15 protein-coding genes and 1 tRNA gene are annotated in these 17,727 nt (G+C 59.8%); 10 read left to right on the top strand and 6 right to left on the bottom strand.

The annotated features are described in order from the left end of the window. Positions 1–180: 180 nt before the first annotated feature. The 3 genes from secA (at position 181) to N2599_RS16045 (ending at position 5,747) form a co-directional block, all read left to right on the top strand. Complete coding sequence (gene secA, locus N2599_RS16035) at positions 181–2,895, top strand: preprotein translocase subunit SecA (RefSeq protein WP_027512310.1); 2,715 nt, start codon at positions 181–183, stop codon at positions 2,893–2,895. Between the two features lie 162 nt (positions 2,896–3,057). Then, positions 3,058–4,470: a lipopolysaccharide biosynthesis protein gene (locus N2599_RS16040; RefSeq protein WP_037143109.1), complete on the top strand. Its 1,413-nt coding sequence runs from the start codon at positions 3,058–3,060 to the stop codon at positions 4,468–4,470. Continuing rightward, positions 4,470–5,747, top strand: coding sequence for a GNAT family N-acetyltransferase (locus tag N2599_RS16045; RefSeq protein ID WP_027512312.1), 1,278 nt, complete (start codon positions 4,470–4,472; stop codon positions 5,745–5,747). Before N2599_RS16040 ends, N2599_RS16045 begins: the two co-directional genes overlap by 1 nt. On the opposite strand, the gene N2599_RS16050 is transcribed toward N2599_RS16045, so the two are convergent. Then, positions 5,731–7,371 (bottom strand): AMP-binding protein, encoded by a 1,641-nt coding sequence (locus N2599_RS16050; protein ID WP_027512313.1) that lies wholly within the window; start codon positions 7,369–7,371, stop codon positions 5,731–5,733. The two genes, N2599_RS16045 and N2599_RS16050, sit on opposite strands and share 17 nt — an antisense overlap. A gap of 209 nt (positions 7,372–7,580) precedes the next feature. Here N2599_RS16050 and N2599_RS16055 point away from each other — a divergent pair, with 209 nt between their 5' ends. Then, entirely contained in the window at positions 7,581–8,561 is a 981-nt protein-coding gene (locus N2599_RS16055; RefSeq protein WP_027512314.1) for an aldo/keto reductase, read from the top strand. A gap of 24 nt (positions 8,562–8,585) precedes the next feature. Here N2599_RS16055 and N2599_RS16060 read toward each other — a convergent pair whose 3' ends face one another. Continuing rightward, positions 8,586–9,170 (bottom strand): TetR/AcrR family transcriptional regulator, encoded by a 585-nt coding sequence (locus tag N2599_RS16060; RefSeq protein ID WP_027512315.1) that lies wholly within the window; start codon positions 9,168–9,170, stop codon positions 8,586–8,588. Positions 9,171–9,285: 115 nt separating this feature from the next. On the opposite strand from N2599_RS16060, the gene N2599_RS16065 reads away from it, so the two are divergent. Together N2599_RS16065 and N2599_RS16070 are read left to right on the top strand one after the other, a co-directional pair. Beyond that, on the top strand, positions 9,286–10,581 hold the full coding sequence (locus N2599_RS16065; protein WP_027512316.1) for an MFS transporter: 1,296 nt from the start codon (positions 9,286–9,288) through the stop codon (positions 10,579–10,581). 117 nt (positions 10,582–10,698) lie between these two features. Then, positions 10,699–10,783 (top strand) — tRNA-Leu (locus N2599_RS16070). A gap of 204 nt (positions 10,784–10,987) precedes the next feature. Here the strand turns inward: N2599_RS16070 and N2599_RS16075 are convergent. Further along, positions 10,988–11,194, bottom strand: coding sequence for a hypothetical protein (locus tag N2599_RS16075; protein WP_027512317.1), 207 nt, complete (start codon positions 11,192–11,194; stop codon positions 10,988–10,990). A gap of 207 nt (positions 11,195–11,401) precedes the next feature. On the opposite strand from N2599_RS16075, the gene N2599_RS16080 reads away from it, so the two are divergent. From N2599_RS16080 to N2599_RS16090, 3 genes are all read left to right on the top strand, one after another. Next, complete coding sequence (locus N2599_RS16080; RefSeq protein ID WP_027512318.1) at positions 11,402–13,168, top strand: cation:proton antiporter domain-containing protein; 1,767 nt, start codon at positions 11,402–11,404, stop codon at positions 13,166–13,168. 264 nt (positions 13,169–13,432) lie between these two features. Continuing rightward, positions 13,433–14,023 carry a YqaA family protein gene (locus tag N2599_RS16085; RefSeq protein WP_027512319.1) on the top strand — a complete coding sequence of 197 codons (591 nt, stop codon included), beginning with the start codon at positions 13,433–13,435 and terminating at the stop codon, positions 14,021–14,023. Positions 14,024–14,045: 22 nt separating this feature from the next. After that, complete coding sequence (locus N2599_RS16090) at positions 14,046–14,561, top strand: disulfide bond formation protein B (protein WP_027512320.1); 516 nt, start codon at positions 14,046–14,048, stop codon at positions 14,559–14,561. Between the two features lie 18 nt (positions 14,562–14,579). Here the strand turns inward: N2599_RS16090 and N2599_RS16095 are convergent, their stop codons facing one another. Both N2599_RS16095 and N2599_RS16100 read right to left on the bottom strand, forming a co-directional pair. Next, positions 14,580–15,137, bottom strand: a complete 558-nt coding sequence (locus N2599_RS16095) for an HNH endonuclease (protein WP_027512321.1) — start codon at positions 15,135–15,137, stop codon at positions 14,580–14,582. A 111-nt stretch (positions 15,138–15,248) separates the two neighbouring features. Beyond that, positions 15,249–15,935 (bottom strand): DNA-3-methyladenine glycosylase family protein, encoded by a 687-nt coding sequence (locus tag N2599_RS16100; RefSeq protein ID WP_027512322.1) that lies wholly within the window; start codon positions 15,933–15,935, stop codon positions 15,249–15,251. Between N2599_RS16100 and gluQRS the strand changes: the two genes are divergently transcribed. Continuing rightward, positions 15,934–16,809, top strand: a complete 876-nt coding sequence (gene gluQRS, locus N2599_RS16105; RefSeq protein ID WP_027512323.1) for a tRNA glutamyl-Q(34) synthetase GluQRS — start codon at positions 15,934–15,936, stop codon at positions 16,807–16,809. The genes N2599_RS16100 and gluQRS overlap by 2 nt on opposite strands. Here the strand turns inward: gluQRS and N2599_RS16110 are convergent. Then, a complete protein-coding gene (locus N2599_RS16110; protein WP_027512324.1) occupies positions 16,771–17,688 on the bottom strand; it encodes a YihY/virulence factor BrkB family protein in 918 nt (305 codons plus the stop codon). The genes gluQRS and N2599_RS16110 overlap by 39 nt on opposite strands. Positions 17,689–17,727 lie beyond the last annotated feature (39 nt).

Here is a 17,727-nt window from a genome sequence, read left to right on the forward strand (position 1 = left end):
ACTGGAATGTGGCCTTTCTATATCAGCCAAATCCGTTGACATCATTCGACCCCCCTCTTATCTGTCACGCAACCTCGCGTCCAGAAAAGTTTCCTGGCGTTTTCGACACGTGTGCCTGATTTTCGGCTGGGTGTGCGTGTAAGAAAAGCCAGAGATGAATATTGAGAAAGGACCAGTCATATGGTCAGCTTCGGCGGTCTCGCCCGCAAAATATTTGGCTCTGCCAACGACCGCCGCGTGCGGTCGTTCCAGCCGAACGTCGCCGCCATCAACTCGATTGAAGAGAAGACGAAGGCCTTGAGCGACGAGCAGCTCGCCGCCCAGACGGTCGAGTTCCGCAAGATGCTGGCGGACGGCAAGACGCTTGACGACATCCTCGTTCCGGCATTCGCCGTCGTGCGCGAAGCTTCGCGCCGCGTCCTCGGCCTGCGGCCCTTTGACGTGCAGCTTGTCGGCGGCATGATCCTGCATTCCAACGCCATCGCCGAAATGAAGACCGGCGAAGGTAAGACGCTGGTTGCGACGCTGCCGGTTTACCTGAATGCGCTTTCCGGCAAGGGTGTCCACGTCGTCACCGTCAACGACTACCTCGCCCGCCGCGACGCGGCCAACATGGGTCGCATCTATAACTTCCTCGGGCTTACCACGGGCGTCATCGTTCATGGTCTGTCGGACGAGGAGCGCGCTGCCGCCTACAAATGCGACGTCACCTACGCGACCAACAACGAACTCGGCTTCGATTATCTTCGCGACAACATGAAGTACGAGAAGGGCCAGATGGTTCAGCGCGGCCATAACTTCGCCATCGTCGACGAAGTGGACTCGATCCTGGTCGACGAAGCGCGCACGCCGCTTATCATCTCCGGTCCGCTCGACGACCGCTCCGATCTCTACAATACGATCGACGCCTTTATTCCGCTCTTGTCGGAAGAAGATTACGAAATCGACGAGAAGCAACGTTCGGCGAACTTTTCCGAAGTTGGTACTGAAAAGCTCGAAGGTCTGCTGAAGGCGGCGGACCTCCTGAAAGGCAGCGCGCTCTACGACATAGAAAACGTTGCGATCGTTCACCACGTCAACAATGCGCTGAAGGCTCACAAGCTCTTCCAGCGTGACAAGGACTACATCGTCCGCAACGACGAAATCGTCATCATCGACGAATTCACCGGCCGAATGATGCCGGGCCGCCGCTATTCGGAAGGGCAGCATCAGGCGCTGGAAGCCAAGGAAAAGGTACAGATCCAGCCGGAAAACCAAACGCTGGCGCAGATCACCTTCCAGAACTATTTCCGCATGTACGACAAGCTCGCCGGCATGACTGGTACGGCGCAGACGGAAGCGGAAGAATTCGCCAACATCTACGGCCTCGACGTCGTCGAAGTGCCGACGAACCTGCCGATCCAGCGTCTCGACGAAGACGACGAGGTCTACCGGACCTTTGAGGAAAAATACAAAGCGATCATCGCCGAGATAGCGGACGCCCAGAAGCGCGGCCAGCCGGTGCTTGTCGGCACAACCTCCATCGAAAAATCCGAACTTCTGGCTGAACTGATGCGCAAGCAGGGTTTCAAGGACTTCCAGGTCCTGAACGCCCGCTATCACGAGCAGGAAGCCTATATCGTTGCGCAGGCCGGCGTACCGGGCGCGGTCACGATCGCAACCAACATGGCGGGCCGCGGCACCGACATTCAGCTCGGCGGCAACCTCGACATGCGCATCGAGCGCGAGCTTGGCGAAGTCGAGCCCGGTCCGGAGCGCGACGCCAAGATTTCGGCGATCACCGCGGAGATCCAGAAACTCAAGGAGCAGGCGATCACTGCCGGCGGTCTCTACGTCATCGCGACGGAGCGCCATGAAAGCCGCCGCATCGACAATCAGCTCCGTGGCCGTTCCGGCCGTCAGGGTGACCCGGGCCGCTCCAAGTTCTACCTGTCGCTTCAGGACGACCTGATGCGCATCTTCGGCTCCGACCGCATGGACGGCATGCTGCAGAAGCTCGGTCTCAAGGAAGGCGAGGCAATCGTTCATCCGTGGATCAACAAGGCTCTGGAGCGCGCCCAGAAGAAGGTCGAGGCCCGCAACTTCGATATCCGCAAGAACCTGCTGAAGTATGACGACGTTCTGAACGATCAGCGCAAGGTGATCTTCGAGCAGCGCCTTGAACTGATGGAGGCTTCGAACATCTCCGAGACGGTTTCCGACATGCGCCGCGAGGTCATCGAAGACCTCGTTGAGAAGCACATTCCCGAGCGTGCCTATGCCGAGCAGTGGGATGCTGCCGGACTGAGGGAGCAGGTCGCCGCGCTTCTCAACCTCGATCTGCCAATCGAGGATTGGGTGAAGGAAGAAGGCATTGCCGAGGACGACATTCGCGAGCGCCTGACCGAAGCTGCCAACGCCGCCTTCACCGAAAAGGCAGAGCGCTTCGGCCCGGATATCATGCATTATGTCGAGCGTTCGATCGTGATGCAGACGCTGGACCATCTCTGGCGCGAGCATATCGTCAACCTTGATCACCTGCGTTCCGTCATCGGCTTCCGCGGATATGCCCAGCGCGATCCGCTGCAGGAATACAAGTCCGAAGCCTTCGAGCTCTTCCAGACGCTGCTGAACAGCCTGCGCCAGGCAGTGACCGCGCAGATGATGCGCGTCGAACTGGTCCAGCAGGCGCCCGCCGAGCCGGAACTGCCGGTCATGCACGCCCAGCACCTGGACCCCGACACGGGCGAGAACGATTTCGGGCCGGTCTATCAGGCATCCGAAGTGACCGTCTCTCCGGAAAATCGGGATCCGAACAACCCCTCCACCTGGGGCAAGGTCGGCCGCAACGAGTCCTGCCCCTGCGGTTCGGGCAAGAAATTCAAGCATTGCCACGGTGCATTTGCCGAAGCCTGAGCAACAGCAGGAAGCTCAAGAAATGCCGCCTCGGGCGGCATTTCTTTTGTGTGAATTGCGCTGGCGGTTAAGGATAATGTGCTCGCCACAACCGTTTCTTAACCCTGATCTGGCAAGACTTCCGATACGAATTGCCTGAGTTCAGAGTGTTGCGTGTTCGTAATGGCGGTCATTGAAACAGCGGAAAGACTGCTGCCTGCGGGCCTGCGTCCGGCGGGGGGCCGACTGCTTCGCATGCTTGCCGCAGTTCTGACCGGACACGGCGACAAGGCAACCGCACAGCGCATGGCGCTCACCGCCTTTTCGATCCGCATCCTGAGCGCCGCCCTCGCCTTCATTTCCCAGATCATTCTCGCGCGCCTCATGGGCGAATATGAATACGGGATCTTCGTGTTTGTCTGGGTTCTGATCGTCCTGTTCGGCGATCTCTCGTGTCTCGGCTTTCACACGGCGATCGTTCGTTTCCTGCCGCAATACAAGGCTGTGGGTGCCTTTGAGGAAATTCGTGGCCTGACGGGAACGGCCCGCGTCTTCGCCATGCTTTCCGGAACGCTGGTGATGGCTGCCGGTATGGCAGGACTGCATTTCCTGGGTGACAGGATCGAGCCCTACTATCTCGTTCCCGTCTTCCTCGGCCTTCTCGCCATGCCGATGATCGCGCTCGGCGACATTCTGGAAGGCACCTCGCGCGCCAATCACTGGCCCGTCATGGCGCTAAGCCCCGTCTACATCATCCGGCCTGTGCTCATCATTCTCTTCATGCTGATGGCGATCGGCGCCGGTGTGGAGCATTCCGCCGTCACCGCCATGAAGGCCGCGCTGGCCGCAGCCTATGTCACCACCCTCGGCCAATATATCGCGACTCTTTTCCGCCTGCGCCGCCACTATAGCGAAGGACCGCGCAAGGTCGATTTCCTCAATTGGCTGAACATCGCCTTCCCGATTTTCCTGGTCGAAGGCGTGAGCTTCCTCTTGACCAACTCGGACGTCCTTGTCGTCGGCATCTTCCTCGAGCCGCACGACGTGGCGATCTATTTTGCCGCGGCAAAAACGATAGCGCTGGTGCATTTCATCATGTTCTCGGTAAAGGCTGCCTCCGGTCCGCGCTTTTCCAGCATTATCGCAGCCGGCACCCGCGAGCAGCTTGCCGCAGCGGCGATAGACGCTGCGCGGTGGACCTTCTGGCCGGCACTCGCCATCGGGCTTGCAGTCGTGGCATTCGGCCACCTTCTGCTGTCGCTTTTCGGCGGCGCCTTTACCGCAGGTTATGTCCTGATGGCGATCCTGCTTGCGGGCATCCTGGCCAAAGCCCTCGTCGGCCCGGCCGAAACGCTGCTGATGATGGCCGGAAAGCAAAACCTCTGTGTTGCCCTCTATGTCGCCGCGCTCACGGCAAACGTCTCCTTGAACATCGCCCTGATCCCGCACCTCGGCACCATCGGCACCGCTATTGCGACGGCATCGGCAATGGGTGTGGAAGCGATCCTGCTGCACATCGCCGTGCGCCGGGCGCTCGGCATTGTCCTTTTTGCGTTCAGCCACCCGCCGGCAACAATAGAAACGAGAGTCCGATAATGGTGCGTGTCCCCCCCGTCACCGAAAGCACAGATACCAATGCCAACCGCATGGTTCACGAGCTTGCCTCGATACGCTTCGACCTGCCGCAGGCCGAAGCGCGCATTGAGATCGGGCGCCCGGGCCGCGAGCTCTGCCTCTATCCCGGCAAACTCGGCTATGAATTGCAGGACGAATTGGATTTCCTTTCGAACCGCGCGATGGAGCCGAATGTTTTCTTCACCGGCCGCTTCCTCGCGCCCGCCATGCCGCGGCTTGAAGACCGGCAGGTGAATTTCGCGCTGATCCGCGACGAGAACGGCCAACGCAGCCGCTTGCGCTTCCTGATGCCGTTCTCCGTCGAAAGACCCGGCTTTGCCGTCGGCCCCTCGATCATCCGCGCATGGTCGAACAGCTTCGCACCGCTCGGCACTCCCCTGGTCGACGCAGAAGATGCAGCCGAGACGCTGGACAACCTTTTTGAGGGCTTGACGGCGCACGATCTGAACCTTCCTGCAACGCTGGTGCTGCCGGATATTCGCCTGAACGGCATCTTTGCCCGCGTGGCAAAGGCCGTCGCGCTGAGCCGCAACCTGCCGGTCACGGTCACCAATCCGTTCCAGCGGCCGATGCTGAAAAGCGAGGAAGACGCCATGGGTTATCTTGGTCATACCATCTCTTCCTCGCATATGAGAGAAATGCGCCGTCAGTGGCGGCAGCTGGAAGAGCTAGGCACTGCCGTTTATGTCGTTGCGCGGCAGCCCCGCGATGTTCATGCGCGGTTCGAGGAATTCCTGACAATGGAAGCCGGCGGCTGGAAAGGCAAGAAGCGTAGTGCGCTGGCGACCGACCGCTACCACACTGCCTTCGCCCGAGAAGCCGTCTCGAACCTCGCGGCGATCGACGCTGTGCGTATTCACACAATCGACCTGAACGGCAAGGCAATCGCGGCAACAGTCGTGCTGATGATGGGCGGCGAGGCCTACACCTGGAAGACAGCCTACAACGAGGCCTATGCCCGCTATTCACCGGGCAAGCTGCTGATGGCCGAACTGACGGAATGGCATCTCGACGATGCGAATATCGTGCGTTCCGATTCCTGCGCGGTGCCGGATCATCCGATCATGAGCCGTTTCTGGCAGGAGCGCGAGGAAATGGGAACGCTGGTGATCGGCCTGACGCAGAACGGCGACCGCGATGTCCGGCAGGCTGCCGCTCAGTTGCACATGTATCGCAGCACCCGCAATATGGCAAAGATGCTGCGCGAGAAGATCATATCGCTCACACGGCGCGGTTAGGCCCCTCGCCGGCCGCCTTTTCGCGCAGAAGTCTGCGGATGACCTTGCCTGTCGTCGTCAGCGGAAGTGCATCCACGAATTCCACCTCTCGCGGATATTCATGCATCGAAAGCCGCATCTTCACCCAGTCGCGGATTTCAGCGCCAAGCGCATCGCTGGGCGTGTGGTCAGGCGAAAGCACGATATAAGCTTTGACGATCTCGGTACGCACCGCGTCCGGCTTGCCAACGACGGCGGCAAGCTGCACGGCCGGGTGGCCGGATAGACAGTCCTCGATTTCTGCGGGACCGATGCGATAGCCTGACGAGGTGATGACGTCATCGTCCCGGCCCTCGAATGTGACGTAACCCTCTTCATTCTGGTGAGCGAGATCCCCGGTCAGCAGCCAGCCGTTGATGAACTTCTTCCTGGTTGCCTCCTCGTCGTTCCAATAACCGAGGAACATCACCGGATCGGGCGCCTTGATAGCAATCTGGCCTGACTCGCCGGCGGGCAACTCATCACCATTCTCGCCGATGATCGCGACCTGATGACCGGGAACCGCACGGCCGATCGCGCCGGCTTTCGTGACACCGTAGCCTGCACTCGAGGAGAGCACGAAATTGCACTCCGTCTGGCCATAGAATTCGTTGACGGAGATGCCGAGCGTCTGCCGCGCCCATTCATAGGTTTCTCGGCCGAGCGATTCGCCAGCGGAGCCGATTGTCCGCAGATTGAGATCGAATTTCGCACGGGGATCACTGATCGATTTCAGCAGACGCAGCGCTGTCGGCGGAATGAAGGCATTCCGCACCTTCATCTCGGCCATGATGCGATAGGCCATATCGGCGTCGAATTTCTGCGCCGGAGAGGAAACGACAGGAACGCCAAGCAGGAGGCTTGGCAGCAGCGCATTCAGCAGCCCGCCCGCCCAGGCCCAGTCGGACGGCGTCCAGACCTTGTCGCCGGGCTGCGGAAAACCTTCATGCGCAAATTGCATTCCGGGGATGTGGCCCGCCAGAACGCGATGGCCATGCAACGCGCCCTTCGGCGGCCCCGTCGTGCCTGATGTGAAGATCATCAACGCCGGATCGTCCGGGCTGGTCTTAGCAACGTCGAAAATCGGCGGATGCGCCTCGGCGAGTGCTCCGAAAGCAAGCGCTTCGCCGCCATCGATGCTGATAACCGTCCTAAGTTCCGGCAGGTTTTCGCGAATCTGGTTCACACGCTCGAGGCCGAAGGAGTTGGTGACGATCACGGCGGCGCCTGACGTTCTCAGTCGGTATTCCAGCGCTTCGACGCCGAAGAGCAGCGCGAGCGGCAGCACAATCGCGCCCATCTTGTAGATCGCCACATGGGCGATCACCGTCTCGAAACATTGCGGCAGAAGCAGCGCCACGCGATCGCCACGGCGAATGCTAAGCGACCTTAATGCACTGGCAAAAGACGACGAGCGCTCCGCCAGCGCACCGTAGGTCATCGACAGATGGCGGCCATCCGGGCTGAAATGTTCAAGACAGATGCGTTCCGGCGCCTGCGCCGCCCATTCGTCGCTTACGGCACGCCCGATATTGAAATCTTCCGAAATCTCCCACGCAAAATCGCGATAAAGATCGTCATAGCGATCGCAGGCAGGCAGTCTCATGCTCGAAATCCAATGAGTGCTGCACCAGCTAACACTTTGCAGCGATCAAGCGCAAGATCGCCGAATCGCGTGCTTCAAAGCTCCAGGGGTCATGACCGCGCCGATCTCCCTAAAATATACCTGTCCGGGATCGCTGACATTCTCACCCATTGCGCCCTACATCATCCCGAGGCGTCTCGGGGCTTGAGATTCATTCACGGAGTCATTTCATGGACTATGTCAAATTCGGAGGCACTGGCTTCGAAGTTTCGAAGATTTGTCTCGGTTGCATGACCTTCGGCGATCCGGGTCGCGGCAACCACGTCTGGACGCTCGGCGAGGAGGAAAGCCGCACGATCATCAAGCAAGCGCTCGATCTCGGGATCAATTTCCTGGATACGGCGAATACCTATTCCGACGGCTCGTCGGAGGAAATCGTCGGGCGGGCAATCAAGGATTTCGCGAAGCGGGAGGACATCGTGCTCGCGACCAAGGTCTTCAACCGCATGCGCCCCGGCCCGAACGGCGCCGGCCTTTCTCGTAAGGCAATCTTCGACGAGATCGACAACAGCCTGCGCCGGCTCGGCACGGATTATGTCGACCTCTTCCAGATCCACCGCTTCGATTACACGACACCAATCGAGGAAACGCTGGAGGCGTTGCACGATGTCGTGAAGGCCGGCAAGGCACGCTATATCGGCGCCTCCTCCATGTATTCCTGGCAGTTCGCGAAGATGGTCTATACATCGCGGCTGAACGGCTGGACGCAATTCGTCAGCATGCAGGATCACCTAAATCTTCTCTATCGCGAGGAAGAACGCGAGATGCTGCCTTTCTGCGAGGATCAGAAGATTGCCGTCATCCCTTGGAGTCCCCTTGCCCGCGGCCGTCTGGCGCGCGACTGGGACGAGAAGACCGCCCGCACGGAAACGGATGAATTCGGCAAGACGCTCTATCGGCAGGCCGAAGATGCCGACCGCAAAATCATCGAGACAGTCGGACGGCTCGCGAAAGCGCATGGAGTCTCTCGTGCCCAGATCGCCACCGCTTGGATCTTGCAGAAGAGCGCAGTGACCGCACCGATCATCGGCGCATCAAAGCCGCATCATCTCTCGGACGCTGTTGGCGCATTGACTGTCAAGCTCAGCGCCGAGGACGTCGCCGCTCTCGAAGAGCCGTATGTGCCGCATCACGTGGAAGGCTTCAAATAACGCAGATAAGCTTAACCGCGTCGCTTAGGCATCGACGGATTTTGCCGGTGCCAACTTCTCCCGCATCGTCGACAGGAACTGGCCCGCCAGTTCGCGATTTTCGACCGCGCGCGCCAGGCTGACGGCCCCCATCATGGACGAGAGCGTCGTAAAGCCGTTCTCGCGGCGCTCTTCCGGTGTGTCGCCCTGAACGATCTCGGCCAGGATATCGACAAGTGTGGAAAGTCCATCATTGAATGTCTCCCGCACGGCACCGCTGCTGCGGCTCACCTCTTCCATCAGCGCCACGAAGACGCAACTCGAACCTGGATTGTCGACGGATAACCAGGAAACATAGTGGTCGAGGAGGGCTTCCAGGGGGCGATCAGGCGCACCTGCAATCAGAGCCTTCCACCGCGCTTCCACCTTGGCGATCAGGGCGCGACTGACCTCCAGTTGCAAATCTTCCTTTGATTGGAAGTGACCATAAAAGCCGCCATGCGTCAGTCCGCAGGCTTTCATGATATCGGCAACGCCGACGCCATCAAACCCATTTTCGCGGAACATCACGCCCGCGACCTCCAGGATCTTCTGGCGATTTTCTGCAAATTTTTCGCGGCTGACGCGCATGAGCCGGCTCCGGAAAATAGTCTCTTGACAAATTATATGATGCCCATCATCAATATGCAAGAAATATGATGGCCATCATCTAAATCTGATGTATCCAACGAATGGAAGTTGCCCCATGGTTTCTACTGCGCTTGCCTCCACCCTTGCACGCCGCAACATCCACTACGGATGGATCGTCGTCGGGGCGACCTTCCTGACCATGCTCGTCACAGCCGGCGCCATGGGCGCGCCCGGCGTACTTATCAAGCCGCTTCAGGACGAGTTCGGCTGGGAAACCTCGCAGATTTCCTCCGCGCTTGCGATTCGTCTGCTCCTCTTTGGGCTGATGGGTCCCTTCGCAGCAGCCTTCATGAACTATTTCGGCGTGCGCAAGGTCATCGTCTTCGCACTTGCCCTGATCGGCGCGGGCTTCGTCGGCTCACTCTTCATGACATCGCTCTGGCAGCTTCTGCTGCTCTGGGGCATCGTCGTCGGTTTCGGCACCGGCCTGACGGCCATGGTGCTGGCGGCAACCATATCTGCCCGCTGGTTCACGAAACATCGCGGTCTTGTCGTCGGGATGCTTTCGGCAAGCTCGGCCACCGGCCAACTCGTCTTCCTCCCGCTGATGGCGGAGCTGACGGAACGCTATGGCTGGCGCTCCACGGTCTTCTTCGTCTGCGCCATGATCATGGTTGCCGCACTTGCCGTGCTTGCCTTCATGCGCGACCGGCCCTCGGACGTGAACCTGCCCTCGCTCGGCGAGACGCATGTCACGTCACCGCCGGCACGCGGCACGCTGATCGGCGCCCTGAAAATGCCGGTCACGGTCTTGAAAGACATCTCCGGCACTTCGACTTTCTGGATCCTGTTCGCCACCTTTTTCATCTGCGGCCTCAGCACCAACGGCCTGATCCAGACCCATTTCGTCACGCTTTGCGGCGACTTCGGCATCTTGCCGGTCGCGGCGGCTAGTGTGCTGGCCGTCATGGGCATCTTCGATTTCTTCGGCACGATCGGTTCAGGCTGGCTGTCGGACCGCTTTGACAACCGCTGGCTGCTCTTCTGGTATTACGGTCTGCGCGGCCTCTCGCTGCTCTTCCTGCCCTTCAGTGATTTCAGCTTCTACGGTCTTTCGATCTTCGCGGTCTTCTACGGCCTCGACTGGATCGCCACTGTTCCGCCGACCGTCAAAATAGCGGCCGACCGATTCGGCCGGGAAAAGGCCGGCATGGTCTTCGGCTGGGTCTTTGCTGGTCATCAACTGGGCGCTGCAACCGCTGCTTACGGTGCCGGCCTTTCGCGTACCGAGCTCTCGAGCTACCTGCCGGCCTTCTTCGTTGCCGGCGCCTTCTGCCTGCTCGCCTCGATCCTCGCCATCACGTTGAAGAAGTCCGGCCTGACCGAACGGGCACCGGCCGCCGCTGAATGATCGCAGAAGGCTTGAATGTCGCGTCGGAAGCCGTATCAATTCAGCCAGATAAGCCCGCCCGCCGTCTTGCGCGGTCGGGCGATCGCATGTTAGACACCCGGCTCGTCGGTATCCGTTGCCCCATTGGCGGAATTGGTAGACGCGCTCGACTCAAAATCGAGTTTCGAAAGAAGTGCTGGTTCGACTCCGGCATGGGGCACCACCGACAAAGAGCGGCTTTGCTTCTACTTGATAAATCTGCCATTTGTCCCAGCCAGTGACAGAGCGGCAAGCGTCACGGCGCTCTAGCAGGATTGCTTTCGTCGTCAGTTACGACTACATCCAGTGCTTATCGCGCTGAATGCGTAGTTAACGCGGCGGTGCTTGCAAAAAGAGCCGCAAGAAGTGCGGGACCACGCAACGACTCCTACTGGATCAGCTGAATCCTGATCTCCTCCTTTGCAGCAAAGGATCGGCATTCGTCCAGGTCGTCGCCGACGAAGATCACGTCGCCTTCGGAATCGAACAGACCCCAGCAGGCTTCGTCCTCAAGAAATACCTCACGGACGTATCCGAATTCGACAGCGCCGAAAGACCCTTTGAACGCGACATCAACAGCTTCTATTTCTCGCATGGAAATCTCCAATGAGACAGCGTCTTCTGTTTTAGTGTACGCTTATATTGATCTCCGAAGCTGACCCCAAACTGGTGTCGCCGCGAGAACACCTCAGTATCGCTGGAGCTCGGTATTTGCCGGTGACACGAGAGCTCAAATCAAGCATTTAATTTCCCTCACACTTCGGTCAAAGTGGCAGCCGCCAACGAACATCAAGGGACGGATGTGCATCAGGAAGTAACGCTTATTGCCACAGTCGCCGTCAGCTTCGTCTTTGCGGCGGTGCTGGGATATGTGGCCGACAGGCTGCGACTGCCGCCGCTGGTCGGCTATCTCGTCGCAGGCATACTCATGGGACCGTTCACGCCCGGCTTCGTGGCCGACACGGGGCTTGCCGGCCAGTTGGCGGAGATGGGCGTCATCCTGCTGATGTTCGGCGTCGGGCTCCATTTTTCCGCCGCGGACCTGCTTGCAGTGCGCGGTATCGCCGTGCCGGGTGCGATCATCCGGATCGTCATTGCTACGCTGCTCGGTATCGGACTCGCCCAATGGTGGGGCTGGGGACTCGGCGCCGGGATCGTCTTCGGCCTCAGCCTGTCGGTGGCGAGCACCGTTGTGCTGCTGAAGGTTCTGGAGGAGCGAAACCTCCTGAATTCCGCTAGCGGCCGCGTCGCAGTCGGCTGGCTGATCGTCGAAGATCTGGCGATGGTCCTGGCGCTGGTGCTGCTGCCTGCCCTTGCCGAATTGCTCGGCGGCCACGCCGCCAGCGACGCTGCACACGGCGCTGGGCTGCCGCTTTCGTTGGCGATCGCGCTGACTTTGTTGAAGGTCGGCGCTTTTGCGGTCATGGCGATCTTTGTCGGCCCGAAGATCGTTCCCTGGCTCCTGACGCTCGTCGCCCGAACCGGCTCGCGCGAACTCTTCACCCTGACGGTCCTCGCCATCGCGCTTGGCATCGCCTTCGGCTCTGCCGAAATCTTCGGCGTCTCGTTCGCTCTCGGCGCTTTCTTCGCGGGCGTCGTGATGAGCGAGTCCAATCTCAGTCACCGGGCAGCGGCCGATTCTCTGCCGCTTCAGAACGCCTTTTCGGTCTTGTTCTTCGTGTCGGTCGGCATGCTGTTCGATCCATCGATTCTGATACGCCAGCCGATGGTCGTCATCAGCGCGCTGGCGTTGATCATCGTCGGCAAGGCAATCATCTCCTTTGCGATTGTCACGCTGCTTCGCTATCCGATCGGAATGGCGCTGACCGTCTCAGGCGGATTGGCGCAGATCGGCGAATTCTCCTTCATTCTTGCCGGTCTCGGCGTTTCCCTCGGATTGTTGCCGAACGACGGACAGGATGTCATCCTCGCCTCCGCGATCATTTCGATCACGCTCAATCCGCTCGTCTGCGCCGGCGCCGAAGCACTGCACACCTATGTGCACGGCAGATGGCCGGTGCTCAGCAATCGTTACGGGCGGCGCCGGCATGAGCTACTCAGCCGCGAGCTTGAAAAGATCAGGGCGCTCAACGAAGCGCGGGAGCGCCAGCATCAGCTGGAGATTCAGCAATTGATTGAGACTTTTCCGCTTTTCGCCAAGGTTGATGAGCACTCGCAGGAAGAACTGCTCCTCCTCTTCCGCCCCAAATCGGCGCTGCCCGGTGAACGCGTCATGCGCAAGGGCGACCGCGGCGACGGCATGTATTTTCTCTCGTCCGGGGCCGTGGAGGTCCGTCTTCCCGGCGGCGCCGTCCGTCTCGAACCTGGTGCATTTTTCGGTGAAATGGCGCTCCTGAGCGGCGGGAGGCGGACGGCCGATGTTATTGCCATCGATTTTTGCCAGTTCCTGGTACTGGAACGCCGGGACTTCAACATGTTCACGGCCCGCCACCCTGCTTTGAGATCTGCCGTCAGCGACATGGCACGGGAGCGCACGGAGATGAACGCGCTGAACGCGAAGCGCGAGGCGCAGTCCGAACAACGTGAGCCTTCGACCGAAGGCCAATAAGCTTCCGCGTTAAAAATCGTCGGGGATCGGATCGGCCGGAAGCGGCAAAGTCGCGCTGCATCTTCAGGTGCCTGAAAGCGTGGTAGAGCAGCACCATGGCTTGCAGCGGTTTTTCCGATTCGCAATCTCCCGAAGACTTGGGAGCACAGCCGCTATACGGATCACGAAAATTTTCGTGGCACGCTGGCATCATTGCCACACTAGGCATTTACAGCGCCGGACTGCCCCCCTAAAGCTTTTGCACCGCAGCACGAAAGGAATGGAATGCTCCGCAGACTATACGACTGGACCATGTCTCTTGCGGCCCGCAGATCGGCCGAAGTCTGGCTCGCCGTTATCGCCTTCGTCGAAAGCTCCGTCTTTCTCGTCCCGGCCGACGTCCTTTTTCTGCCCATGGCGCTCGCCAAGCCGGAGCGCTCATATCGATATGCGATCGTTGCTACAGTCGCCTCGGTTCTCGGTGGGATCGCCGGCTGGGCGCTTGGCTTCTATGCCTACGAGACCGTGGCGCGGCCGGTGCTGGAATTTTACGGGAAGCTCGATGCCTTCGAGCAGATGAAATCCTATGTCACCTACGAAACGATCCTGCTTTTGTTGGTGACGTCGGGACTGGCGCACCTGCCGCCGATTAAGATCGTGACGATCCTGTCCGGCGTGATCCACGTCAATATATGGCTATTCATAGTCTCGGCCATCGTCGCCCGCGGTGCGCGCTTCCTATTCCTGGCCTGGCTGCTTCGCCGCTACGGCGAGCCGATCCGCCATTTCATCGAAAAGCGCCTGGGACATATCGTCAGCATCGGTGCAGTGGTCGCCATCGTGCTTTATATTGTCTATCGCTACCTTGCCCACTGAGCCAACCTCGCGGAGTTCCGCCATGACTGCCATCGCCTCGCCCCTTTCCCGCCCGGTCGTTTTCTATTCGCTGCTCCTGGCGCTCGGCATGTCAGCGGTCGTCGGCACCGCGCTAGGCTTCCAATATATCGGCGGCTACATCCCCTGTGCGCTTTGCCTGCTACAGCGCCAACCCTATTACTACGGCATTCCGATCGCGATACTCGGTGCGCTCGCGTCGCTCTTCGGTCTGCCGAACTGGGTCGCCCGCGCGCTGCTTTTGGCGGCGGGTATCCTAATGGTGGTCGGTGCCGGCATGGGGGTCTATCACGCCGGCGTTGAATGGCATTTCTGGGCGGGGCCTGCGACCTGCTCGACCAGTGCAAGCGGCATGACACAGAATGCCGGCGACCTGCTAACGGAACTCAACACAGTTACCGGCCCGTCCTGCACGGATGCAGCGCTGCGCGTGCTCGGTCTTTCCTTTGCCGGCTGGAATGTGATCACCAGCCTGATCCTTGCGGCCTTCGCGTTCATCGGCGTCCGCAAATCGGCATAAGCAAGGGAATAGCAGCGATCAGGGCTGCAGTTCGGTATCCCAGTAGAGATAGTCGAGCCAACTGTCATGCAGATAGTTCGGCGGGAAAAGCCGGCCATTGTTGTGAAGATCCTGCACGGTCGGCTGATACGGCTTCTGCGAGGGGAACATGCCTGCCTGCTTCGGCAGCTTGCTGCCCTTCCTGAGATTGCAGGGAGAGCAGGCCGCCACGACATTTTGCCAGGTCGTCTCGCCACCATGGGCACGCGGGATGACGTGATCGAAGGTCAGATCGTCATGTTCGCCGCAATACTGACATTCGAACTTATCGCGGAGAAAGACATTGAACCGGGTGAAGGCCGGGTTCCGCGAAGGCTGAACGTAAGTCTTGAGGCAGACAACGCTTGGAAGCCGCATCGAGAAGCTCGGCGAGGAAACTGAGTGTTCGTATTCCGCGATGATATTCACGCGGTCAAGGAAAACCGCCTTGATCGCGTCCTGCCAGGACCAGAGCGACAAGGGATAATAACTCAAAGGCCGGTAGTCAGCGTTCAGGACGAGCGCCGGCAGGGCCTGGGGGGAGACTGCAATCGTCAAGGGACTCTCCTGAGCGATTCGGCATCTGCATCCTTATATTAGGCTGGTTGTGACAGCCTTGTGAAGTCCAATAAATTCAGTCAATAACGGCAATTCGATGAGCACAGCCCATCAGCCGACCGGCAGGAGCCCGCGACCGAGTTTCTGAGCGTAGTAAGCCCAGAAAAGCCTTGCTGCAACGGATCTCCAGGGAGACCAGGCCGTGGCAAGTGAGGCGAGCGCTTTCGCCTGCGGGCGCTGTGCGAGACCAAAGGCTGCAGCGACGGCGTTCTGCAATGCGACGTCTCCCGACGGGAAGACATCTGAATGCCCGCCGCAAAACATCAGATAGACTTCTGCCGTCCAGGGACCGACGCCCTTCAGCGCCGTCAACTCGGCAAGCGCCTCTTCCGGCGGCTTTGAGGAAAGAAGTGCGAGATCAAGGCGGCCGGATACGACTGCTTCGGCGATGCTCGAGAGCGTTGTCGCCTTGGCACGCGACAGACCGAATTCCCGCCAGGCATCCGGTCGCAGCGCGACATAGCTTTTTGCCGTCAGCAACCCTTCGGCAGGCGACATCCGTCGCCAGATGGCATCGGCGCTTGCACGCGAAACCATCTGCGAAACAATGATATGCGCAAGGCCTGCAAAACCCGGCTCATGAAGGCGCAGCGGAATCGGCCCCGCCTCCTCGGCAATACCGGCGAGCCGCGGATCGAGGCGAAGCAGATGCTTTAGTCCCTCACGGATATCCTCGTCGCTTCGGATGATCTGCACGTTGCCTCGCGATAGTTTCGAATTCGTGGCAGAAGAAAGCATGGTCACGACTCAGCGTCAAAAGCCCGTTTTCCGTTTTGCGCCCAGCCCCAACGGCCCGCTGCATCTCGGCCACGCGCTTTCGGCCTTCCTCAATCAGGACATGGCCGCGGGCGGACGCCTGTTGCTGCGCATCGAAGACATCGATCTGACGCGTTGTACACCCGAATTCGAAGCGGGCATCTATGCCGACCTCGAATGGCTCGGGATCAGCTGGGAGAAACCCGTCCGGCGGCAATCCGACCATTTCGCGGAATATCATGCGGCGTTGCATGGTCTGATCAAACGTGGACTGGTCTATCCTTCGTTTTTGACACGCGGCCAGGTGAGAGCCAGAGTGTCCGCTTCCGAAGCCGGCGGCAGCCCCTGGCCGCGCGACCCGGACGGTTCGCCGCACTACCCAGCCGATGATCGCGACCGAAGTGAGGGCGAGCGGGGCAGGATGTTTGCCTCCGGACTGAAACACGCCTGGCGTCTGGATATGACGCGCGCACTGCAGGTTGCCGGCCATGCTTTATATTGGAGCGAGACCGGCGACGGCAAGACCGGGGAAATTGCGGCCGATCCATCGGTGTGGGGGGATGTTGTTCTTTCGCGCTCGGATGCGCCGTCGAGCTATCACCTCTCGGTTGTGATTGACGATGCGCTGCAGTGCGTCACGCATGTCGTGCGCGGGCTCGACCTCTTTCATGCAACATCGGTCCACCGGCTGCTGCAGGTATTGCTCGACCTGCCTCAGCCGATCTATCACCACCATCGGCTGGTGACGGATGCGAGCGGACGCAAACTCTCGAAAAGCAATGGCGATACCGGGCTTGCGGCGTTGCGGGGCAAAGGGCTATCGGCGGCCGACATCCGGCACCTTGTCGGTCTTTGAAGGCTTGCTGCCCTGCCCGCTCAGGAAATTGCGTGCGAAGATCGCACGCACCCGGAATTTCATCAGCGCCGCATTGATCTCTGCGCCGACGATGAAGATCACCCCCACCATGTAGAGGAAGATCAGCACGACCATCACAGATGCCAGACCCGCATAGGTCGCCGTATAGTTCGCGAAGGTGGCGAGGTAATAGGCGAAGATCAGCGCGCCAGCGAACCAGAGAAGCAGTGTCAGCAAGACCCCGGGAATGACGTCGTAAACCCGCCTGCGGCCGGCAGGCAGCCAGAGGTGAACGACAAGCAGGCCAACCGTCAGCACAAAGAGTGTTCCGTAGATTCGCCAGCTGAAAACAATCTCTAGCGTATCGGCAAAGAGCGGAAACCACTGCCGGGCATAATCGAGCGCGAACGGCACGGCGACGAGCAGGATGCTGATGGCGGCAAAAATGATCACGGCGATCAGCACGTAACCGAGGCTGGCAAGGCGCGTGATATACCAGGGTCGCGTCTCCTGCACGCGGTAGGCGCGGTTGAGCGATATGCGCAACGCCTCGACGCCGTTGGAGGCGAAGTAGGCCGCCGCCAGTACTGAGACCGTCAGCAACCCGCCGCGCGGGATGGTCAGAACCTGCAACACCTGATCGGCTATGGGCTTGGCAATCGCTTCAGGCCAAGTATCGAAAATAAGATGGACGGCCGTGGAGGAGAACTGGTCGGCGCCGAGGAAGTTTGCGAGCGTCGTGCCGAAGATCAAAAAGGGGAAAACCGCCAGCAAGATCGATAATGCGACGTGGCTCGCCATTGCGAAACCGTCATCCTCGATGAGGTGGCAGATCGCGTCATATGCCACATCATAGAGCGTCCGCACTATCTTCGGCATTCGATCCCCAGGCATTCTTCATTGTATCGTCGGTTCGAA

The sequence above is a fragment of the Rhizobium sullae genome (assembly GCF_025200715.1).
GTDB lineage: Bacteria > Pseudomonadota > Alphaproteobacteria > Rhizobiales > Rhizobiaceae > Rhizobium > Rhizobium sullae.

What these genes read in the sequence shown, in the direction of transcription:
- secA (WP_027512310.1), top strand. Translation starts at nt 181, where the DNA reads ATGGTCAGCTTCGGCGGTCTCGCCCGCAAAATATTTGGCTCTGCCAAC.
- N2599_RS16040 (WP_037143109.1), top strand. Translation starts at nt 3,058, where the DNA reads ATGGCGGTCATTGAAACAGCGGAAAGACTGCTGCCTGCGGGCCTGCGT.
- N2599_RS16045 (WP_027512312.1), top strand. Translation starts at nt 4,470, where the DNA reads ATGGTGCGTGTCCCCCCCGTCACCGAAAGCACAGATACCAATGCCAAC.
- N2599_RS16050 (WP_027512313.1), bottom strand. Translation starts at nt 7,371, where the DNA reads ATGAGACTGCCTGCCTGCGATCGCTATGACGATCTTTATCGCGATTTT.
- N2599_RS16055 (WP_027512314.1), top strand. Translation starts at nt 7,581, where the DNA reads ATGGACTATGTCAAATTCGGAGGCACTGGCTTCGAAGTTTCGAAGATT.
- N2599_RS16060 (WP_027512315.1), bottom strand. Translation starts at nt 9,170, where the DNA reads ATGCGCGTCAGCCGCGAAAAATTTGCAGAAAATCGCCAGAAGATCCTG.
- N2599_RS16065 (WP_027512316.1), top strand. Translation starts at nt 9,286, where the DNA reads ATGGTTTCTACTGCGCTTGCCTCCACCCTTGCACGCCGCAACATCCAC.
- N2599_RS16075 (WP_027512317.1), bottom strand. Translation starts at nt 11,194, where the DNA reads ATGCGAGAAATAGAAGCTGTTGATGTCGCGTTCAAAGGGTCTTTCGGC.
- N2599_RS16085 (WP_027512319.1), top strand. Translation starts at nt 13,433, where the DNA reads ATGCTCCGCAGACTATACGACTGGACCATGTCTCTTGCGGCCCGCAGA.
- N2599_RS16090 (WP_027512320.1), top strand. Translation starts at nt 14,046, where the DNA reads ATGACTGCCATCGCCTCGCCCCTTTCCCGCCCGGTCGTTTTCTATTCG.
- gluQRS (WP_027512323.1), top strand. Translation starts at nt 15,934, where the DNA reads ATGGTCACGACTCAGCGTCAAAAGCCCGTTTTCCGTTTTGCGCCCAGC.
- N2599_RS16100 (WP_027512322.1), bottom strand. Translation starts at nt 15,935, where the DNA reads ATGCTTTCTTCTGCCACGAATTCGAAACTATCGCGAGGCAACGTGCAG.
- N2599_RS16110 (WP_027512324.1), bottom strand. Translation starts at nt 17,688, where the DNA reads ATGCCGAAGATAGTGCGGACGCTCTATGATGTGGCATATGACGCGATC.